Source organism: Fluviicola sp. (assembly GCF_039596395.1).
GTDB lineage: Bacteria > Bacteroidota > Bacteroidia > Flavobacteriales_D > Crocinitomicaceae > Fluviicola.
In genome coordinates, this window is record NZ_JBCNJT010000004.1 from 270,054 (window position 1) to 289,650 (window position 19,597).

The following is a 19,597-nucleotide window of genomic DNA, read 5'->3' on the forward strand; positions in this document are numbered from 1 at the left end:
TATTTTACAAGTAAAGTATTTCTGCTTCCTCTAAATTTGACAGTATCATTTAGAAACACATGAAGCACTTAGTTCTCGCAATCTTGATCTGTTTATTCCCGTTTTTTCAATCGGAAGCACAATCATTCAGCAAGCATCAGTTCCAAAAAGACTTTGACATCCTTCAACGCATTTACGAAAAAGCCAATGCCGGACTATATAAATACCATTCCAAACGGGAAACAGACAGTATCTTTCAGGCAAACCGCAAACGGATCCGAAACGGTATTTCTTACCGTGAATTTTACAAGCTGGTCTGGGAAGTCATCGATTTTACCGGTAGCTGTCACAACGACCTGTTTTATCCCGACACCTTGAAAAATGCATTGCGGCAACAACGGATATTCTTCCCTCTGCCGCTTAAATACATCCGTAACAAACTTTATACGAATCTTGCCTGGGAGAATATGCCTGCCGGCAGCGAAATCCTTGCTATCAACCATACCGATGCCACCAGTTTCGCAACCGAAGTCTCCCGCTTTTTAAGCACTGATGGTTACAATACAACCGGAAAATACGCTTTCCTGGAAACGAATGCCTTGTTTTTTAATGTTTATCTTGCCTACGGGCCGCAGCAGTCTTTTACAATCAGTTATAAAGACAGTTCCGGCATTACTCAAAAAACACTGGAGGCCGTTGATTACAAAACCGCAATCGGAAATTACAGGCAACGATTTATCCCGGATTATGAAAAAAACGTTCCTGACTATTCCTTTCGACTCCTTGATCAGACGGGTTTGCTAACGGTAAGCACCTTTGCATTGGGAGGCACGAAAAGCGATGGACATCAGAAATATGCGCGATTTCTTGATTCGGTTTTTACCGACCTGAAACAAAAAAATATCCGGAATCTGATTGTGGATATCCGGGAAAACGGTGGCGGAAATGATCCAAACGACCTCTTGCTGTATTCTTATCTGACCCACCGGAATTTCAGGGAGAATAAGTCTGCGCATACGCTTTTCAATAAGGTGCCGCTGAAAAAGTACTATTTGGAAGAAGAAAAAAACGAGATCAAAGAACTCGAAGAAACATTGAAAGAAGAACATTCCGTTTTAAAAGACGGTAAATATTATCAAAACGAAACATTTAACCCGGTCTGGACTCCAAAACCAAATGCCTTTTCGGGAAATATATATCTGCTGATCAGTCCGTTCGTTGCGTCTGCAGGCTCCCTGTTTGCCAGTATGGTTAAAAGCGATGAAGGACCGGTCGTTATCGGTCAGGAAGCTTTGGGTGGATACTACGGACACACAGGGCACATCCCCGTTACCTACCGGCTTCCAAATACGGGACTACGATTGTCCTTTTCAATTGTGGACCTGGAACAGGATGTACAAAAATTGCCTGATCAAAGATACGGAGATGGTATAAAACCCGACTACCAGGTGGAACAGACAATTGACGATTACCTGGGAGATAAGGATACAATTTTGGAATTTGCAAAAAAACTCCTGATGCACTAATTCTCAAATGAGTGAGAACGACCTTCAAAAACGGTCTGGATCAACCAGATCCTGAACTGCAAAAAGAAAAAGTTTGACCGAGGAATGAGTAGTCAATTAATTCGTATCAAAACCAATCTCCAACTGCATTTCTTTCATTTCTGAGAGCATTCTGGCAGACGGATTGATCCGAAGACGTTTCGAAGGCATACTCACCGTCAGATTGTCCAAATGATCGATTACCGTGAATTTCACCGAGCAGTTTCCTTCATCGCTTTCGCGGAACATGGTTTCCAGCTTGTTGAGCATCATCTGGTCCAATAGTTTGATCGGAACTGTGATATTGATGGTTGCCGATTTGTTCCCCATCATATCCTGTAATTGCTCAATAGAAGTAATACTGAACTCGATCGGTTTCATTTTCGTGATCTTATCCGGGTACGGGCCCTCCTGGACACGGCCTTTGATGGCAACGAACAAATCTTTCGTCAACAGGTGTTTGAATTTCAGGTAAGTATCCCCGAAAATGTATTGCTTGTGCGAATTCGTATAATCTTCAATGATGATCAGTCCGAACGGTTTACCGGTCTTCGTAGTTAAGTGCTGCGCATCCGTGATGATTGCAGGAATGGTGAAATCGCGGCCCAAATGATTTTTCACATTCTGGAGCAATTCTACATTTCCGTTACAGAATGCTTCGATTTCCACCCTGAAATCATCCAGCGGATGGCCGGAAATAAAGATCCCGACTACTTCACGCTCGCGGTTCAGTTTGTACAGCAAGCTCCATTCTTCCGAATTCGGGATCGTTGGTTCGGGCATCTTCACATCTGCTGATTCACCGAACATGGAAACCTGTGCGGAATTTTCATTATCCTGCAAACTGTTCCCGTATTTCAGAGCATTCTCAATGAAGGTTTTCCCCGATCCGTCCAAAGCAAAATACTGTGCCCGGTGCGCTCCTTTGAAGGAATCAAAACATCCCGCATAAGCCATGCTTTCCAACGCTTTCTTATTTACCAGACGCAGGTTCAGTCGCTTGGTCATATCAAAGATGGAAGTGAAAAATCCGTTGTTGCGTTCTTCGATAATATTTTCAACCGGCCCGCTTCCCAATCCTTTGATACCTCCCAATCCAAAACGCACGGCTCCGGCTTGGTTTACGGTAAATTCATAGGAAGATTCGTTCACGTCCGGCCCCAATACTTCGATTCCCATGCGCCGGCATTCTTCCATGAAGAAACTCACCTGCGTAATGTCATTCAGGTTATTGGAAAGTACCGCAGCCATAAATTCAGCCGGATAATTTGCTTTCAGGTAAGCTGTCTGGTAAGCAATCCAGGCGTAACATGTGGAGTGAGACTTGTTGAAGGCGTAGGATGCAAATGCTTCCCAATCTTTCCAGATCTTTTCCAGGATGTTCGGATCGTGGCCCCGCTCCTGCCCCTGCGCAACGAATTGCGGCTTCATTTTATCCAGGATGTAACGCTGCTTCTTACCCATTGCCTTACGCAGAACGTCGGCATCACCTTTGGAGAAACCAGCCAATTTCTGCGACAGAAGCATTACCTGCTCCTGGTAAACGGTAATTCCATAAGTTTCTTTCAGGTATTCTTCACAGGCATCCAAATCGTATTTGATTTCCTGTTCCCCGTTCTTACGCTTAATGAAATCCGGGATGTATTCCAACGGGCCCGGACGATACAACGCGTTCATGGCAATCAAATCGGCAAACACCGACGGGCGCAATTCACGCATGTATTTCTGCATCCCGGGACTTTCATACTGGAAGATACCCACGGTTTCACCCCGCTGGAACAATTCGTATGTTTTTTCGTCGTCAATCGGGAAATGATCCGGATCGAGATCGATACCATGCCGTTTTTTGACATTCCGGACCGCATCCTTGATCAAGGTCAAAGTCTTCAGTCCCAGGAAGTCCATTTTCAGCAAACCGGCTTCTTCCGCAACGGAGTTATCAAACTGCGTACACCACATGCCGGTATCTTTGGCAAGTGCTACCGGAACGAAATTCGTAATATCATCCGGTGTAATGATCACACCGCAGGCGTGGATCCCGGTATTCCGAACGGAACCTTCAATGCGTTGCGCCTGTTTCAGAACTTGTGCGCGCAGGTCATTTCCCCGCGCAAGTGCCCGCAATTCCTGTACGTTTGCCAGATCCAGCGGACTATTTGCCAACTTTTCAGCCAGTTTCGGTTCTTCCCAATTGAAAATCGCATCCAGTGAGAAGTTATCCGGAATCAGTTTCGCCAATCCGTTCGTTTCGATCAGAGGCAAATCCAATACACGGCCTGCATCCCGGATGGAAGATTTCGCAGCCATTGTACCATAAGTAATGATCTGCGCCACCTGGTTGGCTCCATATTTTTCAATTACCCAATCAATTACGCGTCCACGGCCTTCATCATCGAAGTCAATATCGATATCGGGCATGGAAACACGATCGGGGTTCAGGAAACGCTCAAATAGGAGATCGTACGCAATCGGGTCGACATTGGTAATTCCGGTACAATAAGCAACCGCTGATCCGGCTGCCGAACCACGGCCCGGCCCAACGGAAACGCCCATATCACGCGCTGCCTTACAGAAATCCTGTACAATCAAAAAGTATCCCGGATAACCGGTTCTTTCAACAGTCGCCAATTCGAAATCCAATCGTTCGCGGATTTCAGGTGTAATTTCCGGGTAACGTTTTGCCGCTCCTTCGTAAGTTAAATGACGCAGGTACGCGTTTTCTCCACGTTTTCCTCCGTCGACCTCATCTTCCGGGTGTTTGAATTCATCCGGGATATCAAATGCAGGAAGAAGTACTTCCCGCGCCAATGGATAATGTTCGACTTTCCCCAGGATTTCCGCAACACTTTCAATCGCTTCCGGAAGATCCAGGAACAATTCCTTCATTTCGTCAGCGGATTTGAAGTAATATTCTTCATTCTCCAGCCCGAAACGGAAATTCCGTCCTTTTCCTTTTGGTGTCGTTACTTGTTCACCGTCTCTCACACACAAAAGGATATCGTGTGTATTGGCATCTTCGCGCGTGGCGTAAAAGGTATTATTGGTCGCAACAACTTTTACTTCATGCTTTTGAGCCAGCTTGATTAATGAAGCATTTACGCGGTTTTCATCTTCCTGACCGTGACGCATAATTTCCACGTACAAATCATCCTTGAAGATATTCTTCCACCAGATCAATGCTTCTTCGGCCTGCTTCTCACCCACGTTCAACAACAAACTCGGGATTTCTCCACTCAGTCCTCCCGTAAGCACGATGAGGTCTTCGTGGTATTGTTCTATAGCCATTTTGTCGATCCGCGGAACGTAGTACATTCCTTCGGTGTGGGCCATGGAAGCCAGCTTGATGAGGTTGTGGTAACCGTTCTTGTTCTTTGCAATGAAAACAACCAATGATCCGTTGTCTTTCACCGTTTTATCCTTGCGGTCGCGGCACACATACATTTCACATCCGATAATCGGAAGCAAAGGTTGTTTGGTATATGTTTGACCGTTTTCTTCCGCCTGCTGGCGTTCCGCTTCAATTTCCTTATTGATCCCGGCAATTGCTTTCTCGAAATGGAAAGCGGCCATCATGTTTCCGATATCCGTCAGGGCAACGGCCGGCATGTTGTGTTTGATTGCCTGTTTCACCAATCCTTTCACATCCATCGTGGATTGGAGAATGGTAAACTGCGTATGATTGTGCAAGTGTACGAAAGGAACATCTCTCAATCGTTCCCTTGCTTCCGTCACATCGACTGAAACGGAATCGTCGCTTGTCTGCTTTTTGAGTTTGGCGCTTTCTTCCTTAAGATTCAGGTGAGTAAGCCCGATCGGCTGGATGAAATCCGGGTTCGCAATCTTGAAACGATCGAAAAACTCCAGTTCGACCTTTAATTCTTCTTTGGTAAAGACTTCTCTGCGGACCAATTCGAAGAAACAACGCGTAGTTGCTTCCACATCGGCAGTTGCGTTGTGTGCTTCACCGAAAGGAACGCTGAACAGGTAATTGTGTAGCTCCGTCAGTGTCGGTAACTTGAATTTTCCTCCGCGACCTCCGGGAATCTTACACAATTCAGCTGTTACCTCGGTACAGGTATCCAGAACGGGAAGAGCATGCATATTGGTTTCCACCTGCATCCGCAGGAATTCCGCCCCCATAATGTTCAGGTCGAAGCCAATATTCTGTCCGACCACGAACTGCGCTTTCCCCAGAGCTTCATTGAATTCTGCGATAACATCTTCCAAAGCTTCCCCTTGCTCTGTTGCCAATTCGGTGGAAATTCCGTGAATACGTTCTGCATCGTAAGGAATATCGAATCCGTCAGGGCGGATCAGGAAGTCTTTTGCTTCGATCAGATTCCCCAACTCATCATGCAATTGCCAGGCAATCTGGATCGCTCTCGGCCAATTGTCCAAATCGGTCAAAGGAGCATTCCAATCACGGGGTAAACCTGTTGTTTCGGTATCGAAAATTAAAAACATGTGAGTCTTTGTTTGGGGACAATAAAGATAGTCAAAAGAAAGGGACGAATCAAAACCGGGAAGGCCGCTTGTTAATAACTCACAGCTATTTTTAGCAAGTTTTAAAAATCAGGTGAATTTCAGCGCGTGGAACCGGGTGAACTACTTCTTTCTTTCGATTTTCTTCCGGTAATCGTGCAGCTTGCCATTAACAGCATTAACGAGTTTTGAATTCTTCAGAACTGCATCCCTGTTGCGCATTTGATTCGTTTTCACATGATCTTCGATTTTTTTATGACGAATCAGTTCCATCCGGGAATTCCATGGAATGACCTTTGTGGATTTACGCATGGCCCAGGCAAAATAATTAAACGTTTCCACCAGGCTTTTTACCAGCGATTGGTTTTCGGTATTCCAGCAAATGGTTTCGGTAACAGTTTCAGAAGATTCCAGGCAGAATTGTTTGACATCCGCTCCCGTAAACACATTGGCACGTCTGAGCAACATAAAATTCTTTTTGTTTTTCTCAAAGGCTGCATCTCTCTTTTTAACCAGTTTCACCAGGTACAGGTAATCCTTGCAAACAGAATCTGCCATGTCCAGGACATCCCGGTCAACACTATTGGCCAGCACTTCTTTTTCCGCAGCAATTTTCTTCCGCAGTTCCCGGATGTAGAATTTGTAGCTATCCAATTGGTTGATAACCCGCATTTCACCATCCATGTAATAGTTATTTACCAGGGGAACAGCTACTTTTTGCTGCTCTCTTAAATTCAGCCAAAGCACTCCCAGATTCAATTTAAAACGCGTTTGGATCGAACGGATCTCGGTGGTCAGTGAATCGCAATAAGATTTACCGGCAGCTATTTTTTGCCGGACTTTCTCAAGTTGTTCATCCTTCATTTTCTTTACCGGCCCCGCTTCCCTGTAGTTGTTGTTGAACTTGTTCAAAAAATTCGTTTCGGATCTGTGCAAGCTCTTCGACTTGAAACCCAGCGCACGCACCTGGTTTCTTTTGGTCGCTGTCCGGTTCACCAACTTGTTCAACTCCGCCAAATCGGTACGATTTTCTTTTAAAAGCACGTATTTCTTGGCAGTGTTCTTCCTGATCTGGAAAGTCGCTTCAATCCGGGCATCCTGCTGCGCTTTTTTGTAATACCCTCTCGCTTTCAACAAATAAGCCTCGGTGGAATCCATCAAATGTACCCTGGTCAAAGAATCTGTTTCTTTCAGGACTTCACCGAACAAATATCCTCCCATGGTCAGGTTGTAATTTCCCGGCAAAAAATGATTGTCCGGATTGCTGCGGAGGCTTGCTGAATAATTCCTTGCTTCCCTTACCAGCTCGTCGGATGCTTCATAATCATCGCAATCCAGGCAAAATGTCCCGTAACGGGTAGTGTCCATTGCTAAATACTCAGGAATGTTATAGGATTTAGTATCTGCAACAAAATCCGCCACATTGAAAGTCTTTTGCGAGAAAGCCCAGACCGGGTTATTCGGGAAGTGGGTCACCGCAAACTTTTCCGGGTTTGCCAGGTAGAATTCCGAATTCGCAACACCGTTGAATTTCTGCTTCATTTTAAAAGGAAACCAATTCAGTATCCGGATGAATATGCGCGGGAAGAAGCGGATAACATGTATTTTTTGAGAACTGTAAACGGTTTCTTTCGGCAAATTGCAAAGCTTATTCCTTTTAATTTTCGAACCGAATTTTACCTCGACTTCTTTCGTACGCCCTGATAATTTTTCAATTTTCCGGATTCGCCATTTTGCCAAACGTTTGTAATCCCAACTCACATTTCCGGAACACCAGGTTGGGTCATACAAATACCAGACACGATCCAGTTTCACCGCACTCCAGGCGTGATTGTCAAAATAAAGCGCATCGTTCACATCAAAATTCACTTCTTTCGCATACCCGGTAACGGTTACATTTTGCAAACCGGCGTAAATGCACAGCGAATCCATCAGATTGGTGTAATCCGTGCAGATTCCCCTCCTTCTTTTCAATGTCTGTTTCAACGAACGGTTGGACGAAAAAGCTCTTCCGGAATTATACCGCCGGTAATCGTATTTCAGATTGTTGACCACCCAGGAAAGAATGGCGTCGAATTTTTCTTTATCGCCCGTTTTCCCGGAAGTAATTGCAGCGGAAAGCACCTTCGCATCCAGTGTCAGCCCTCTTTTAAGAACTATTTTTTCAAACCGGATCGGCTTCAGGGAATCCTGCGCGTATGAAGGAACACTCCAAAATAAGAGCAGCACCATACTCAATTGCAGCAAATGTTGATTGGCCAGCCGGTTCATTCGATTAAATCTCTATACAATAATGCCTTTTCCGGAAGATGTTACAAAACAAAAAAGGTAAACAAAATTAGTTCTTTGTTTACCTTTTCAGAAATCGGGTGGATTGGAATTTTAGTTCGTCGAAACGGCTTCCGTTTTAGTTTCAGGCACTTTCGCAGTAAGCACATTTCCTTTGATGCGTACTACTTTCACCGACTCATTCACTGCATTGGATGTGATCGTAACGGATTTATTGATCGGACCTGCAGTAGCGGTGTTGTAATGCACCTTGATCTCACCGGTTGCTCCCGGCTGGATCGGTTCTGTAGGCCATTGAGGCACGGTACACGAACAGGAACCTTTCACATTTTCGAGGATCAACGGAGCATTTCCCGTGTTTTTGAATACAAAGACGCAATCGCCGTTTGCTCCGTTCTCAATCGTTCCATAATCGTGCGATTCTTTCTCGAATTGAATTTGCGGCCCTGTCAAAACTTGTGGCTGAGCCGATGCTTGTTTTACACCCAGTGTAAAAACAAAACTTAAGATTAAAAGAAGTGTATTTGCTTTCATTGTGTAGCATTTAAATATGAAGCAATCTACGGAATAGCAACGAAGTGGAAGTCAGGTTTAACAGGGCTTTAACTCAAGTCTTAAATTGTTGTTAATACAGAATGAGAGCGGGATAGATAATGAGAATGATGAAAAGAAGTGAAACGGCCTGAAAGCAGTTTTCTAGAGTTGTAAAAGATGGTTTAAATCCTCTTTACCGCTCTCATTTTCACTCTCTATTCTCCCTCCGGAATAACGAAGACTTTGAAGCGGACCTTTTCGGTTCCTTTTTTGGTATTGGTCGAAAGGATGATTGAACGATCCTGTTCGTAGTATTTTCCCTTTGTCTCAAAAGTCACGTGCATCACTGCCGATTTTCCGGGAGGAATCGGTTCTGGAAGTATTGCTTTGGTGCAAGGACAGGAAACTTTGTAATCGGAAATGATCAGGGGCGCATCACCGGTATTGGTAATAACGTAATCGTGTGAAATGACCGGCCCTTCTTTTGTTTTGGGGAAAGTAAACACGGCCTTATCAACAGAAAATTCCGCTTTCTGACCGATGCAAAAAGCGGAATTCAATAGCAGAAATGCGATAGTTAAAACACGCATTTGATGTTCATTTTTTTTAGTGAGCAGATGGAGCTCCACCATCGTTTACAGGACTTGTTCCTTCCGGTTGCGGAGCAACGTTTCCTTTGATACGGATTACTTTTGTAGGCTCATTTACAGCATTGGAAGTGATTGTTACGTTCTTGTTGATAGCACCCGGACGTTTTGTATCGTACTTCACTGTAATTACTCCTTTTGCTCCCGGAGCAATCGGTTCTTTCGGCCACTCAGGAACCGTACAACCACATGATCCTTTTGCGTTTGAAATAATCAAAGGCGCGTTCCCTGTATTTGTAAAAGAAAATGTACAAGTTCCATTAGCTCCGTATTTGATATTTCCGTAATCATGCGTTTCTTTCGCAAATTCAATCTTAGCCCCGCTTTGACTCTGAATTTCCTGAGCTACAGCAGTGTTTGCACTGATCACAGCTACAAAAGCTAACATCATTGTAAATAATACTCTTTTCATTTTGTTTCTTATTAGTTGTTGTAAATATAGATTATAAAGTCTTACTCCAAATTTTCTTTAACACATAGTTAACGAAATTCCATTCAAAAACCTAATTTGCTTTGGAAACGTATTCGTCAAAGGTCAAATCAATGTACTTTAAACGGTCTTCGATCTGCTTTCGTTGCTCGGGTTTCATATCCGGACTTTCCTTCAGCAATAGTTCGTAATACTTTTTAACCTTGTCCTTCTGTCTCGGAACAACAAATACATCGTAAGCACCGGCAAGACTTTCCAATACCATCGGCCGGTTTTTGTACACCGGGTACATGGCAATCAAAGAATCCGCGATAACTACCGAACGCTGGTGCAAACCGGAAGAAGCAAAAATAATGTGTGCTTTATCCATGTATCTTGGAGCTTCGGGTGATTTGGGAAAACGATGCGCTACCGACAAACATTTCTCTGCATACAGAACTGCTGTTTCCTGACTGTACTGCATTCCGCTTCTTTTCAGCGAATCTTCAAATAATTTCACTTCCTTCACGGCAGAAGCCAAATCGCCTTTCCGGGTTCCGGTTTTCTTTTCAACAGTTTTTTCGGGGCCGGAAGAACAAGCCATCATCAAACTTCCGACAGCAATTGCATAGAATACCTTCATTATTTTCCTTTTTTGAATGTCGGGAACTTCATTTTATAGGCTACAGAGATCAATCCCTGGGAAATATTCTGCAGTCGTTTGCTCAGCAATCTTCTTTTCAATACCGAAAGATGGTCTGTAAACAATACTCCTTCGATGTGGTCGTATTCGTGCTGAATGATCCGTGCTTTATAGCCATCAAACCACTCATCGTGGAATTGCCAGTTCTCGTCGTAATAAGTCATGCGGATCTTTTCCTTGCGGTAAACCTCTTCGCGGATTTTCGGGATACTCAAACATCCTTCATGGAATCCCCATGCTTCACCGGCTTCTTCTTCAATAATCGGATTGATGAAAACGCGTTTGAAACCTTCCATTCCTTCTGCTTTCGGATCTTCTTCTTCATCCTCATCTGTTTCCGCAAACGGACTTCCGTCTACCACAAACAAACGAATGGAGCGATTGATCTGAGGCGCAGCAAGACCAACTCCGGATGCTTCATACATCGTTTCAAACATGTCTTCGATCAGTTTATTCAATTCCGGATAATCCTGGTCGATTTCCACCGCTTCCTTTTTCAGGATCGGGTCACCGTATGCAACAATTGGCAATATCATTCTTTTCTCTTTTTTACTCTCATTATACAGATCAAGGTACCAATCCTTGTCTTTTCGAACTATTTCAGCGCGTTCAAAAGTGGAAATGTTCAATCGTTCAATGGAACCCTTTTGAACATTTAAACTCTTTGAACCATTTAAACATCTGCAAAGTTAGGAAATAGACTCTTTCAAAATACTTTTCCTTATTTTACGCGGGTTTCAAGGTAATCCTGGAGGATAATCGTGGCACTTACCGTATCAATCAATCCTTTTTGCTCCCGGTCTTTTTTCTTCAATCCGCTTTGTGCAATCACTGCCGAAGCCATTTTTGAAGTGAACCGTTCGTCCAGCAAACTCACTAACACCCCCGGAAAATTCTTCTGAACCGCTTCTTTCAATAAACGTACATTTTGGGTAATGTGTGAGTCGGAAGCATCTAATCTTTTTGGTTCACCGATTACAATCTCCACCACTTTCTCTTTCGCAACAAGCTGCTTCAGTTCATCCATCAGGGTTTTGCTGTCAATTGTTTTTAAACCGAATGCAAATAATTGCATGTCATCGGAAAGCGCCAGACCGGTTCTTTTCAGGCCGAAATCGATTGCGAGGATTTTAGACAAGTATTGAGAATTATAAGTTACCATGCAAAAATACTGCTTTATTCGTGATGAATTCCTAATCGGAAACAGGACGCGCAGCATTCGTTTTCCTTCCTATTATTTTTACTTTTGCTGAAAAACCAAAAATATGCGTTCCATTATTGAAGCTGCCTGGGAAAATCGGGCATTGTTAGACCAGGCCGAAACCCGCCAGGCAATTGAACACGTTATCGAAGATATCGACAAAGGAATACTGCGTGTTGCAGAGCCGAAGGAAGATGGTTCCTGGCAAGTGAACGAATGGGTAAAGAAAGCGGTTGTGATGTATTTCCCGATTCGCAAAATGGAAACCATTGAAGTGGGCCCGTTCGAATTCCACGATAAAATGGCTTTGAAAAAGAACTATGCCGAATTGGGAGTTCGCGTGGTTCCGCATGCCATTGCGCGCTACGGAGCATTTGTTGCACCGGGAGTTATTATGATGCCTTCTTACGTAAACATCGGAGCTTATGTAGATTCCGGAACGATGGTTGACACTTGGGCAACGGTTGGATCCTGTGCACAGATCGGGAAGAATGTACATTTGAGCGGTGGTGTAGGTATCGGAGGCGTATTGGAACCTTTACAGGCTGCGCCGGTGATTATCGAAGACGATGCTTTTATCGGATCGCGCTGTATCGTGGTAGAAGGAGTGCGCGTTGGAAAGGAAGCTGTTTTGGGTGCAAACGTTTGTTTGACCATGTCTACGAAAATCATTGATGTAACAGGACCGGAGCCGGTTGAACTGAAAGGATATGTTCCCGAGCGTTCGGTAGTGATCCCCGGATCTTACACCAAATCATTCCCTGCAGGAGATTTCCAGGTGCCTTGTGCTTTGATCATTGGCAAGCGCAAAGCATCTACAGATTTGAAAACTTCGTTGAACGATGCGCTGAGAGAGCACAACGTAGCTGTTTAAAACAGTTCTCAAAACATGGATTTATGAACCTTTCATTCAGGAAATGTCAAACTTGTTGCATTTCCTGAATCTTTACTATTTTTCAACCTGAATAAATTACAACCATATAAATCATGAAAACCATCCTTTTAATGATAATCCTGGCCGCATTTGCATGCGCATCCTGTGATAAAAACTACACCTGTAGTTGTGTGGAAACGGTTCACCAACCTGAATTTACCTATGGAACATACCATCAGGATGAATCCAGAACAAACTACTGGGTTGGTTTTTCTATTATCAAAAACACCAAAGAGCATGCTCAGAAGCTATGTGAAAGCAGAAACACGGCCGATATCTATCAGTCTGCTTATTATGCGGAAGGTTGTCCACCAGTAGTCTCAATAACAAACTGCTTTATCAGGTAAGCTCCGGAAATAACTTTGAAATGGTTGTTGGTCGCAAATTCGTTTAAAAAAACACTCGAATTCATCAATTTGTTAAACTTTTATTCAGGAAATATCAAACTTGTTGCATTTCCTGAATCTTTATTATTTTCGACCCGAATTTATAATCATTTGAATCATGAAAACAATCTTTTCATTGGCTATCTTAGCTACTTTGGCGTTAACATCTTGTAAGAAAGAGTACACATGTGCTTGTACTGTAACTGTACACCAACCGGAATTCTCTTACCAGGGACAAGTTTATCAGGAAGAAAATACAACAACGTCTTCCAGTTCAACTACAATCAAAGACAAAAAAGACGATGCTAAAAGCACATGCGAAGCAGGAAGCGCGAAAACATCTACGCCTTCTCCTTATGCTCAAGCAGGTGCTGAGCCAACAACTACAACTACTACTTGTGCTATCAAGTAAGCTGTAAAAAACATTTTAACATAAAAACCCGTCCTGGCCAAGCCGAGACGGGTTTTTTATTTGTGGATCAATTATAAAAAAGGGACATGTATGGACACGATGATGCCTCGCGTTCCTTCTATGGTTTTTCTTCTTCTTTCTTTTCCTGTGCCTTTTTCTCCTCTTCGAGTTTCTTCTTCTCTTCTTCCAGTCTTTGTTTTTCCAACTCCAATTTCTCCTGTTCCAGCTTCAATCTTTCTTTTTCAAGCCGGATACGTTCTTCTTCCAATTTCTTGCCTTCTTCTTCCGTATTGGAATTACCGGTCTTTTTTTCCAGTTCTTCTTTCTTTTTCTCAGCATCTTCTGCTTTTCTTTTTGCGTCTTCTGCTCGCTTTCTCAGGTTATCTCCCGCTCCATCCGGATTCAGGTTATCCATTCCCGGAATTTTTGGCACCTTGAATCCGAAACGGGAAGAAACACCCGTTGAAACCAGCGGCCCGCCAATACCTAATTCAAAGTTCATTCCCACAAACTTGGAGAAGTAGTAGCGGAATCCCCAACAAGTTCTCATCGAGATCGGGAAAGTCGGGAAACCACTCCAGAAACCGGTTTTGTCTTCTGTTTTAACTCCATTAACGAATGTTGTGCGGTATTTCGCATTGCTTCCGATACCGATTCCGCCATACATATCCAGGCGCTTTTTCTTGATCGGGAAATGGAAATTAAAGCGGGCCTGAATGCGCACCCGGCTCATTTTGCGTTCATAAGAGTTCGTGTACGAAATCCCATCAACGATTGAATCCAAACGGTCATAACTTACACTGCTTCCGCTGTAAATCGCGTCGACACCCATTCCAAACCAGTTGTTCAACATAAATTCAGTGCGTAATCCTGTCGGGCCGGACCCGCGACTGTCGATATTCGAAACATTCTCGTCGTCTTTTACCGCACCCAGGATTGAGCTTTTTAACCCCGGAAATAAATTGGTGTAATTCGGGAAACCGTAGTAGGGATCGTTGATCAGGTTCCATTTGGTATTCGCTTGTCCGGTTGCATGAAACACAAGCATAATGGACAGAATACTTCCCGCAAAAGCAGAAATTCTTTTCATAAATTGTAGCGTTTGGTTTTTATTATTCTCGCAAAAAAACCTTCCCTTTTTCAAAGGAAGGTTGATTTACGCGTTTTCGTTTTCACGGAGCGAAATTAAACTTATAGTTCATCTGCCTTGCATAAGTGAGACCTCAATTCGTAAAATACCTGTTTGAATGAGCCATTGACAGTATTAATTATGCTTGCATATTTCCCTTGAAAACCCCGTAAAACCAATAATTGGGAACAAAAAAATCCCCTCTTGAATGAAGGGGATTTCATAAGTTTTTCAGAATGAATTTCTTAGCTGTTTTACAACTTCCCGATCCACTCACTGCAAACCGGGATTTGTTATTCAAGCTATTTTAATTTGACTTTTCCTGCAACTTGATAAGATTCAATGCCGAACCTGCTTTAAACCAATCAATCTGTTGTTCGTTGTATGTATGGTTCAATTTAATCTCTTCTTTCGAACCGTCTGCATGAACGATTTCCAGGGTTAATTGTTTTCCCGGAGCGAAATCAACCAGGTCAATGAAGTTGAACGTATCGTCTTCCAGGATCTTGTTATAATCTGCTTCGTTTGCGAAAGTCAATCCCAGCATTCCCTGTTTCTTCAGGTTTGTTTCGTGGATGCGCGCAAAGGATTTTACAATGACTGCCTTCACTCCCAAATGACGTGGTTCCATGGCAGCGTGCTCACGGGAAGACCCTTCTCCGTAATTGTGATCTCCCACAACAATGGAAGGAACTCCTGCATTTTTATATGCCCGGGCAACCGCAGGAACTTCACCGGTAGAACCTGTCAATTGGTTCACCACTTCGTTTGCTTTATGATTAAACGCATTTTCAGCACCGATCAGCATGTTATTGGAAATGTTGTCCAAATGTCCGCGGTAACGCAGCCATGGGCCTGCCATTGAAATGTGGTCGGTAGTACATTTCCCGAATGCTTTGATCAATAATTTAGCATTGTGGATATTTTGTCCGTCCCAGGCAGGGAATGATTCCAATAGTTGCAAACGCGTAGAATCCGGTTTTACAATTACTTCTACGTTCGAACCGTCTTCTGCCGGAGACTGGTATCCCGGATCTTCCACATCGAATCCTTTGGTAGGAAGTTCGTCACCGTGAGGCGGAAGTAGTTTCACTTCTTCGCCCTTGTCATTGGTTAAGGTATCCGTTAGTGGATTGAATCCTAAATTTCCGGAGATTGCTATCGCAGCAACCATTTCCGGCGATGTTACGAATGCGTGCGTATTCGGGTTACCGTCTGCTCTCTTGGAGAAATTCCGGTTGAAAGAGTGCACGATCGTGTTCTTTTCCTGTTTATCCGCTCCTTCACGGTCCCACTGACCGATACAAGGTCCGCAGGCATTGGTAAAGATTTTCGTTCCCATTTTTTCGAAGGTCGCAATGATGCCATCGCGCTCAATGGTGTAACGAACCTGTTCCGATCCCGGGTTGATCCCGAATTCTGCTTTCGGAGTGATTCCGTGCTTCACAGCCTGCTCCACGATGGAAGCTGCCCGCGACATATCTTCGTAGGAAGAGTTGGTACAAGAACCGATTAGCCCCCACTCTACTTTCATCGGCCAGCCGTTTGCTTCCGCTTCTTCTTTCATTTTGGAAACTGGTGTACCGCGGTCCGGCGTGAATGGCCCGTTGATATGCGGTTCTAAAGTATCTAAGTCAATTTCGATCAATTCGTCAAAATAGGTTGCCGGATCTGCATACACTTCCGGGTCTCCTGTTAAATGTTCTGCAATCTGATCTGCCAAAGCAACTACTTCTGCTCTTCCGGTTGCATTCAGGTAGCGGCGCATGGCATCGTCGTACCCGAAAGTAGAAGTCGTAGCACCGATTTCGGCACCCATGTTACAGATCGTTCCTTTTCCGGTAGCAGAAAGCGAGATCGCTCCGTCACCGAAATATTCCACCACTGCCCCAGTTCCACCTTTTACCGTAAGAATTTGTGCCACTTTCAGGATCACGTCTTTCGCGGAAGTCCATCCGTTCAGTTTACCTGTTAATTTCACCCCGATCAGTTTCGGGAATTTCAACTCCCACGGCATTCCGGCCATGACATCCACCGCATCGGCACCACCGACACCAATGGCGATCATTCCAAGTCCGCCTCCGTTTACCGTGTGCGAATCCGTCCCGATCATCATTCCTCCCGGGAAAGCATAGTTCTCCAGCATCACCTGGTGAATAATCCCGGCACCCGGTTTCCAGAAACCAATTCCGTATTTATTGGAGATAGACGACAAGAAGTTAAATACTTCGCTGCTTTCGTTCAATGAGCGCTGCAAATCGGCATCAGCACCTACTTTTGCCTGGATGAGGTGGTCGCAATGTACGGTTGAAGGAACCGCTACTTTCTTTTTACCTGCCTGCATGAATTGCAATAAGGCCATTTGGGCCGTTGCATCCTGCATGGTTACGCGATCCGGCGCAAAGTCCACGTAAGATTTTCCTCTTTCGTAAGTTTGTGAAGCTGCACCATCCCAAAGGTGTGCGTATAATATCTTTTCTGTCAAAGTCAAAGGGCGACCAACAACTTTTCTTGCAGCAGCTACGCGTTCAGGATATGCAGCGTAGACTTTTTGGATCATGTCTAAATCGAAAACAGCCATTTTTAGTTTGTTTTTGTATACCTCTAAATTTAAGCATTAAAAAAATAACGCGTATCACCTGGAATCTATAAATGCATAGAATTTGTCTATGGGTGGGAAGATTGAGGTTTTTATTGCGCGCAGATCTCGCGGATTATGTGGATTCATGGGACCGCAGAGAAGAGCCAGCTGTAGCTGGTGAAGACGGAGTGTCGTCTGGAAGACGCAACACGGATGTAGGAGTACGCGAAGATTTATACTGGTTTTGCTCCGAGACTTTGAGGTTATTTGTGTTTCAAGGTGTTGATTGGTTGTTTCGCTCCACTCTCTGTTTTATCGCACGCAGATTTCGCAGACTACGCAGACTCATAGAACGCAGAAAGAAGGAGGGCACAGAAGCATGAAGATCGAACTGACGGTTCATCGGTCTACTTTGAATACTTCTTCTTAACGCTTACTTTTCCGAATAGTATTACCTTAGAATGTAAATACGGAAGCATAAATCCGAACCGGAAAATAAATAGACGATGGCTTATAGCGAAGAAACATTGGAAAGGATACGCAGAGTGTTGTTATCCAAAGAAGTGGATTTCGAGGAAAAGAAAATGTTCATGGGAGTTTGTATCATGGTAGACGATAAAATGTGCTGCGGTACACATATTTCAAAAAATAGTCAGGAAGATTTGCTTTTTTGCAGAATCAGTGATGAAGACTATTTGAAAGCGGTGGAACGAGACGATGTTTTCCCTATGAAAATGGGCGAACGTGTCATGAAAAACTACATTTATGTGATGGAACATGGATTTGAACATTCAAAAGACCTGGATTATTGGATCCAACAGTGTTTGAATTACAAGCCAACAGCAAAATCAAGCAAGAAGAAGTGAAAAGCAAATCTATCGCATCAATGAAACAACTCATAACCATCACGTCATTACTCATCCTTGCCATCAGCTTACCGGGCTGTAAACGGAAACTGTTTGATTACCGCAACAAGTACATCGGAAATTACCAACTCACGTATGATTTCCATTACTGGGAAATGGGCGGCATCACAAAGGACACTTCTGTTGTTTACAAGGGAAAAGTGAAATACGGAGAAAAAGGAAGTGTGAAAATCGACTGGTACGACGGTAGCGAATACATATTTGATGTTTCCAAAAAAGGGGCTATTTCCAAATGCAATCAATCTATTGGAACGATGGAGAGGAAACATTTCGAACTAAGCTTCACCGATGATGTTTGCGGCACCGGACCGATGGGGTCTAATTATACAGTAACGCTGAGTGGGAATAAGGAGTAATATTTATATCCACTTAATTTTCATCCATTACATCCATGAAAATCCAACTTGCAATACAAAAAATTGACTGGACACTTAGCAGGCACTATCATTTTACCGATTGGGAATTTGGTGGCGGGCTAGATAAAACAGGATTAAAAGCTCCCCGACCGGAAAAAACAGAATGGCTGACTGAATTATTTAAATACAAACTTAACCGACTGAAAGATTTTCTGTCTAGTAATCCAACCCCTCAGCATTTAGAAGACTTCATTCTGCAAGAAGTAATCAATATAAATACAACTCTTTTTCTCAGACAAGAATTCGCATTATTTGTCGGTAAGTACAATGAAATACCTTATTACCTGTTAAATTGCAATTCAGTTTTCAATTATTACTATCAAAACATAGATACCTTTATTTTTGAAGATGGCGTTATCTGACTTTTAATATGAATTTCTTCCGCAAACATTGGTATGACCTGGGAGGTGCTTTAGCTCTGATCGTTGGTATTGGCTTGTACATCAACCGGTATTCATTGACAGGTTACCAGTGGCTAATGTGGTGCAGCCTCATTTCGCTCTTCTTGCATCAATTGGAGGAATACCGGATTGTTAGGACTTTTCCGGGAATGATCAATAAAGTCATGTACAACAGTGTATTGCCTGATCGTTATCCTCTGAACACCAATACTGCTTTGTACGTGAATGTATTTGTTGGCTGGATTGTTTACTTATTGGCAGCAATTCTGGCTGAGAAAGCAATCTGGCTGGGCATTGCAACGCTGTTGGTCTCAGCGGGAAACATCATCGCCCATACGATTGTTTTTAATTGGAAGGGAAAAACGGTTTACAATGCAGGCTTAGCCACCAGTTGGTTGTTTTTTGCTCCTTGCCTGTTCTTCTTTTTTAAAATTGTTCAGGCCAATCATTTGATTACACTCACCGACTTAGTGATCGGCATTCCGCTGGGTATTGTTTTAAACGTTGTTGGTATTCTGAAAATGATTACCTGGTTTGCAGACAAAAATACGCCTTACGTTTTCGAACAGCGGAATTTGCTGCAAAGGGACAGGAAGTGAAAAAGCCCCGCACTTTCCCGAAAAT

Annotated in this window: 17 protein-coding genes; 7 read left to right on the top strand and 10 right to left on the bottom strand. The window is 43.6% G+C overall.

Features of this window, described 5'->3' with window-relative positions; all coding sequences use genetic code 11:
- The first annotated feature begins 59 nt into the window (after window positions 1-59).
- Entirely contained in the window at window positions 60-1,505 is a 1,446-nt protein-coding gene (locus tag ABDW02_RS18795; RefSeq protein WP_343637359.1) for a S41 family peptidase, read from the top strand.
- Between the two features lie 96 nt (window positions 1,506-1,601).
- Here the strand turns inward: ABDW02_RS18795 and dnaE are convergent, their stop codons facing one another.
- The 8 genes from dnaE to ruvX form a co-directional block, all read right to left on the bottom strand.
- Window positions 1,602-5,987, bottom strand: a complete 4,386-nt coding sequence (dnaE, locus tag ABDW02_RS18800) for a DNA polymerase III subunit alpha (RefSeq protein ID WP_343637361.1) — start codon at window positions 5,985-5,987, stop codon at window positions 1,602-1,604.
- A gap of 141 nt (window positions 5,988-6,128) precedes the next feature.
- Window positions 6,129-8,276 carry a transglutaminase domain-containing protein gene (locus ABDW02_RS18805; protein ID WP_343637363.1) on the bottom strand — a complete coding sequence of 716 codons (2,148 nt, stop codon included), beginning with the start codon at window positions 8,274-8,276 and terminating at the stop codon, window positions 6,129-6,131.
- 111 nt (window positions 8,277-8,387) lie between these two features.
- Window positions 8,388-8,828, bottom strand: a complete 441-nt coding sequence (locus tag ABDW02_RS18810) for a DUF1573 domain-containing protein (RefSeq protein WP_343637365.1) — start codon at window positions 8,826-8,828, stop codon at window positions 8,388-8,390.
- Between the two features lie 215 nt (window positions 8,829-9,043).
- A complete protein-coding gene (locus ABDW02_RS18815) occupies window positions 9,044-9,418 on the bottom strand; it encodes a DUF1573 domain-containing protein (RefSeq protein WP_343637367.1) in 375 nt (124 codons plus the stop codon).
- A 16-nt stretch (window positions 9,419-9,434) separates the two neighbouring features.
- Window positions 9,435-9,887, bottom strand: a complete 453-nt coding sequence (locus ABDW02_RS18820; RefSeq protein WP_343637369.1) for a DUF1573 domain-containing protein — start codon at window positions 9,885-9,887, stop codon at window positions 9,435-9,437.
- A gap of 91 nt (window positions 9,888-9,978) precedes the next feature.
- The gene (locus tag ABDW02_RS18825; protein WP_343637371.1) at window positions 9,979-10,527 is read right to left on the bottom strand and encodes a hypothetical protein; all 549 of its coding nucleotides are present in this window, start codon (window positions 10,525-10,527) and stop codon (window positions 9,979-9,981) included.
- The gene (gene def / locus ABDW02_RS18830) at window positions 10,527-11,123 is read right to left on the bottom strand and encodes a peptide deformylase (RefSeq protein WP_343637373.1); all 597 of its coding nucleotides are present in this window, start codon (window positions 11,121-11,123) and stop codon (window positions 10,527-10,529) included. The genes ABDW02_RS18825 and def overlap by 1 nt, the downstream gene beginning before the upstream one ends.
- A 185-nt stretch (window positions 11,124-11,308) precedes the next feature.
- Window positions 11,309-11,725, bottom strand: coding sequence for a Holliday junction resolvase RuvX (gene ruvX, locus ABDW02_RS18835; protein WP_343637375.1), 417 nt, complete (start codon window positions 11,723-11,725; stop codon window positions 11,309-11,311).
- A 127-nt stretch (window positions 11,726-11,852) separates the two neighbouring features.
- Between ruvX and ABDW02_RS18840 the strand changes: the two genes are divergently transcribed.
- Together ABDW02_RS18840 and ABDW02_RS18845 are read left to right on the top strand one after the other, a co-directional pair.
- Complete coding sequence (locus tag ABDW02_RS18840; protein WP_343637377.1) at window positions 11,853-12,662, top strand: 2,3,4,5-tetrahydropyridine-2,6-dicarboxylate N-succinyltransferase; 810 nt, start codon at window positions 11,853-11,855, stop codon at window positions 12,660-12,662.
- A 564-nt stretch (window positions 12,663-13,226) separates the two neighbouring features.
- Window positions 13,227-13,520: a hypothetical protein gene (locus ABDW02_RS18845; RefSeq protein ID WP_343637379.1), complete on the top strand. Its 294-nt coding sequence runs from the start codon at window positions 13,227-13,229 to the stop codon at window positions 13,518-13,520.
- 118 nt (window positions 13,521-13,638) lie between these two features.
- Here the strand turns inward: ABDW02_RS18845 and ABDW02_RS18850 are convergent, their stop codons facing one another.
- Window positions 13,639-14,610: a hypothetical protein gene (locus tag ABDW02_RS18850; protein WP_343637381.1), complete on the bottom strand. Its 972-nt coding sequence runs from the start codon at window positions 14,608-14,610 to the stop codon at window positions 13,639-13,641.
- A gap of 346 nt (window positions 14,611-14,956) precedes the next feature.
- Complete coding sequence (locus ABDW02_RS18855) at window positions 14,957-17,230, bottom strand: aconitate hydratase (RefSeq protein WP_343637383.1); 2,274 nt, start codon at window positions 17,228-17,230, stop codon at window positions 14,957-14,959.
- 506 nt (window positions 17,231-17,736) lie between these two features.
- Here ABDW02_RS18855 and ABDW02_RS18860 point away from each other — a divergent pair.
- From ABDW02_RS18860 to ABDW02_RS18875, 4 genes are read left to right on the top strand one after another with little or no spacing between them, the layout of a single operon-like run.
- Complete coding sequence (locus ABDW02_RS18860) at window positions 17,737-18,096, top strand: TfoX/Sxy family protein (protein ID WP_343637385.1); 360 nt, start codon at window positions 17,737-17,739, stop codon at window positions 18,094-18,096.
- Window positions 18,097-18,116: 20 nt separating this feature from the next.
- Window positions 18,117-18,512: a hypothetical protein gene (locus tag ABDW02_RS18865; protein ID WP_343637386.1), complete on the top strand. Its 396-nt coding sequence runs from the start codon at window positions 18,117-18,119 to the stop codon at window positions 18,510-18,512.
- A gap of 35 nt (window positions 18,513-18,547) precedes the next feature.
- Window positions 18,548-18,934 carry a hypothetical protein gene (locus tag ABDW02_RS18870; protein ID WP_343637388.1) on the top strand — a complete coding sequence of 129 codons (387 nt, stop codon included), beginning with the start codon at window positions 18,548-18,550 and terminating at the stop codon, window positions 18,932-18,934.
- An 8-nt stretch (window positions 18,935-18,942) separates the two neighbouring features.
- Window positions 18,943-19,572: an HXXEE domain-containing protein gene (locus tag ABDW02_RS18875; protein ID WP_343637390.1), complete on the top strand. Its 630-nt coding sequence runs from the start codon at window positions 18,943-18,945 to the stop codon at window positions 19,570-19,572.
- The last annotated feature ends 25 nt before the right edge of the window (window positions 19,573-19,597 follow it).

Coding starts and splice junctions, on each gene's coding strand:
- ABDW02_RS18795 (WP_343637359.1), top strand. CDS start 60: ATGAAGCACTTAGTTCTCGCAATCTTGATCTGTTTATTCCCGTTTTTT.
- dnaE (WP_343637361.1), bottom strand. CDS start 5,987: ATGTTTTTAATTTTCGATACCGAAACAACAGGTTTACCCCGTGATTGG.
- ABDW02_RS18805 (WP_343637363.1), bottom strand. CDS start 8,276: ATGAACCGGCTGGCCAATCAACATTTGCTGCAATTGAGTATGGTGCTG.
- ABDW02_RS18810 (WP_343637365.1), bottom strand. CDS start 8,828: ATGAAAGCAAATACACTTCTTTTAATCTTAAGTTTTGTTTTTACACTG.
- ABDW02_RS18815 (WP_343637367.1), bottom strand. CDS start 9,418: ATGCGTGTTTTAACTATCGCATTTCTGCTATTGAATTCCGCTTTTTGC.
- ABDW02_RS18820 (WP_343637369.1), bottom strand. CDS start 9,887: ATGAAAAGAGTATTATTTACAATGATGTTAGCTTTTGTAGCTGTGATC.
- ABDW02_RS18825 (WP_343637371.1), bottom strand. CDS start 10,527: ATGAAGGTATTCTATGCAATTGCTGTCGGAAGTTTGATGATGGCTTGT.
- def (WP_343637373.1), bottom strand. CDS start 11,123: ATGATATTGCCAATTGTTGCATACGGTGACCCGATCCTGAAAAAGGAA.
- ABDW02_RS18840 (WP_343637377.1), top strand. CDS start 11,853: ATGCGTTCCATTATTGAAGCTGCCTGGGAAAATCGGGCATTGTTAGAC.
- ABDW02_RS18845 (WP_343637379.1), top strand. CDS start 13,227: ATGAAAACAATCTTTTCATTGGCTATCTTAGCTACTTTGGCGTTAACA.
- ABDW02_RS18850 (WP_343637381.1), bottom strand. CDS start 14,610: ATGAAAAGAATTTCTGCTTTTGCGGGAAGTATTCTGTCCATTATGCTT.
- ABDW02_RS18855 (WP_343637383.1), bottom strand. CDS start 17,230: ATGGCTGTTTTCGATTTAGACATGATCCAAAAAGTCTACGCTGCATAT.
- ABDW02_RS18860 (WP_343637385.1), top strand. CDS start 17,737: ATGGCTTATAGCGAAGAAACATTGGAAAGGATACGCAGAGTGTTGTTA.
- ABDW02_RS18865 (WP_343637386.1), top strand. CDS start 18,117: ATGAAACAACTCATAACCATCACGTCATTACTCATCCTTGCCATCAGC.
- ABDW02_RS18870 (WP_343637388.1), top strand. CDS start 18,548: ATGAAAATCCAACTTGCAATACAAAAAATTGACTGGACACTTAGCAGG.
- ABDW02_RS18875 (WP_343637390.1), top strand. CDS start 18,943: ATGAATTTCTTCCGCAAACATTGGTATGACCTGGGAGGTGCTTTAGCT.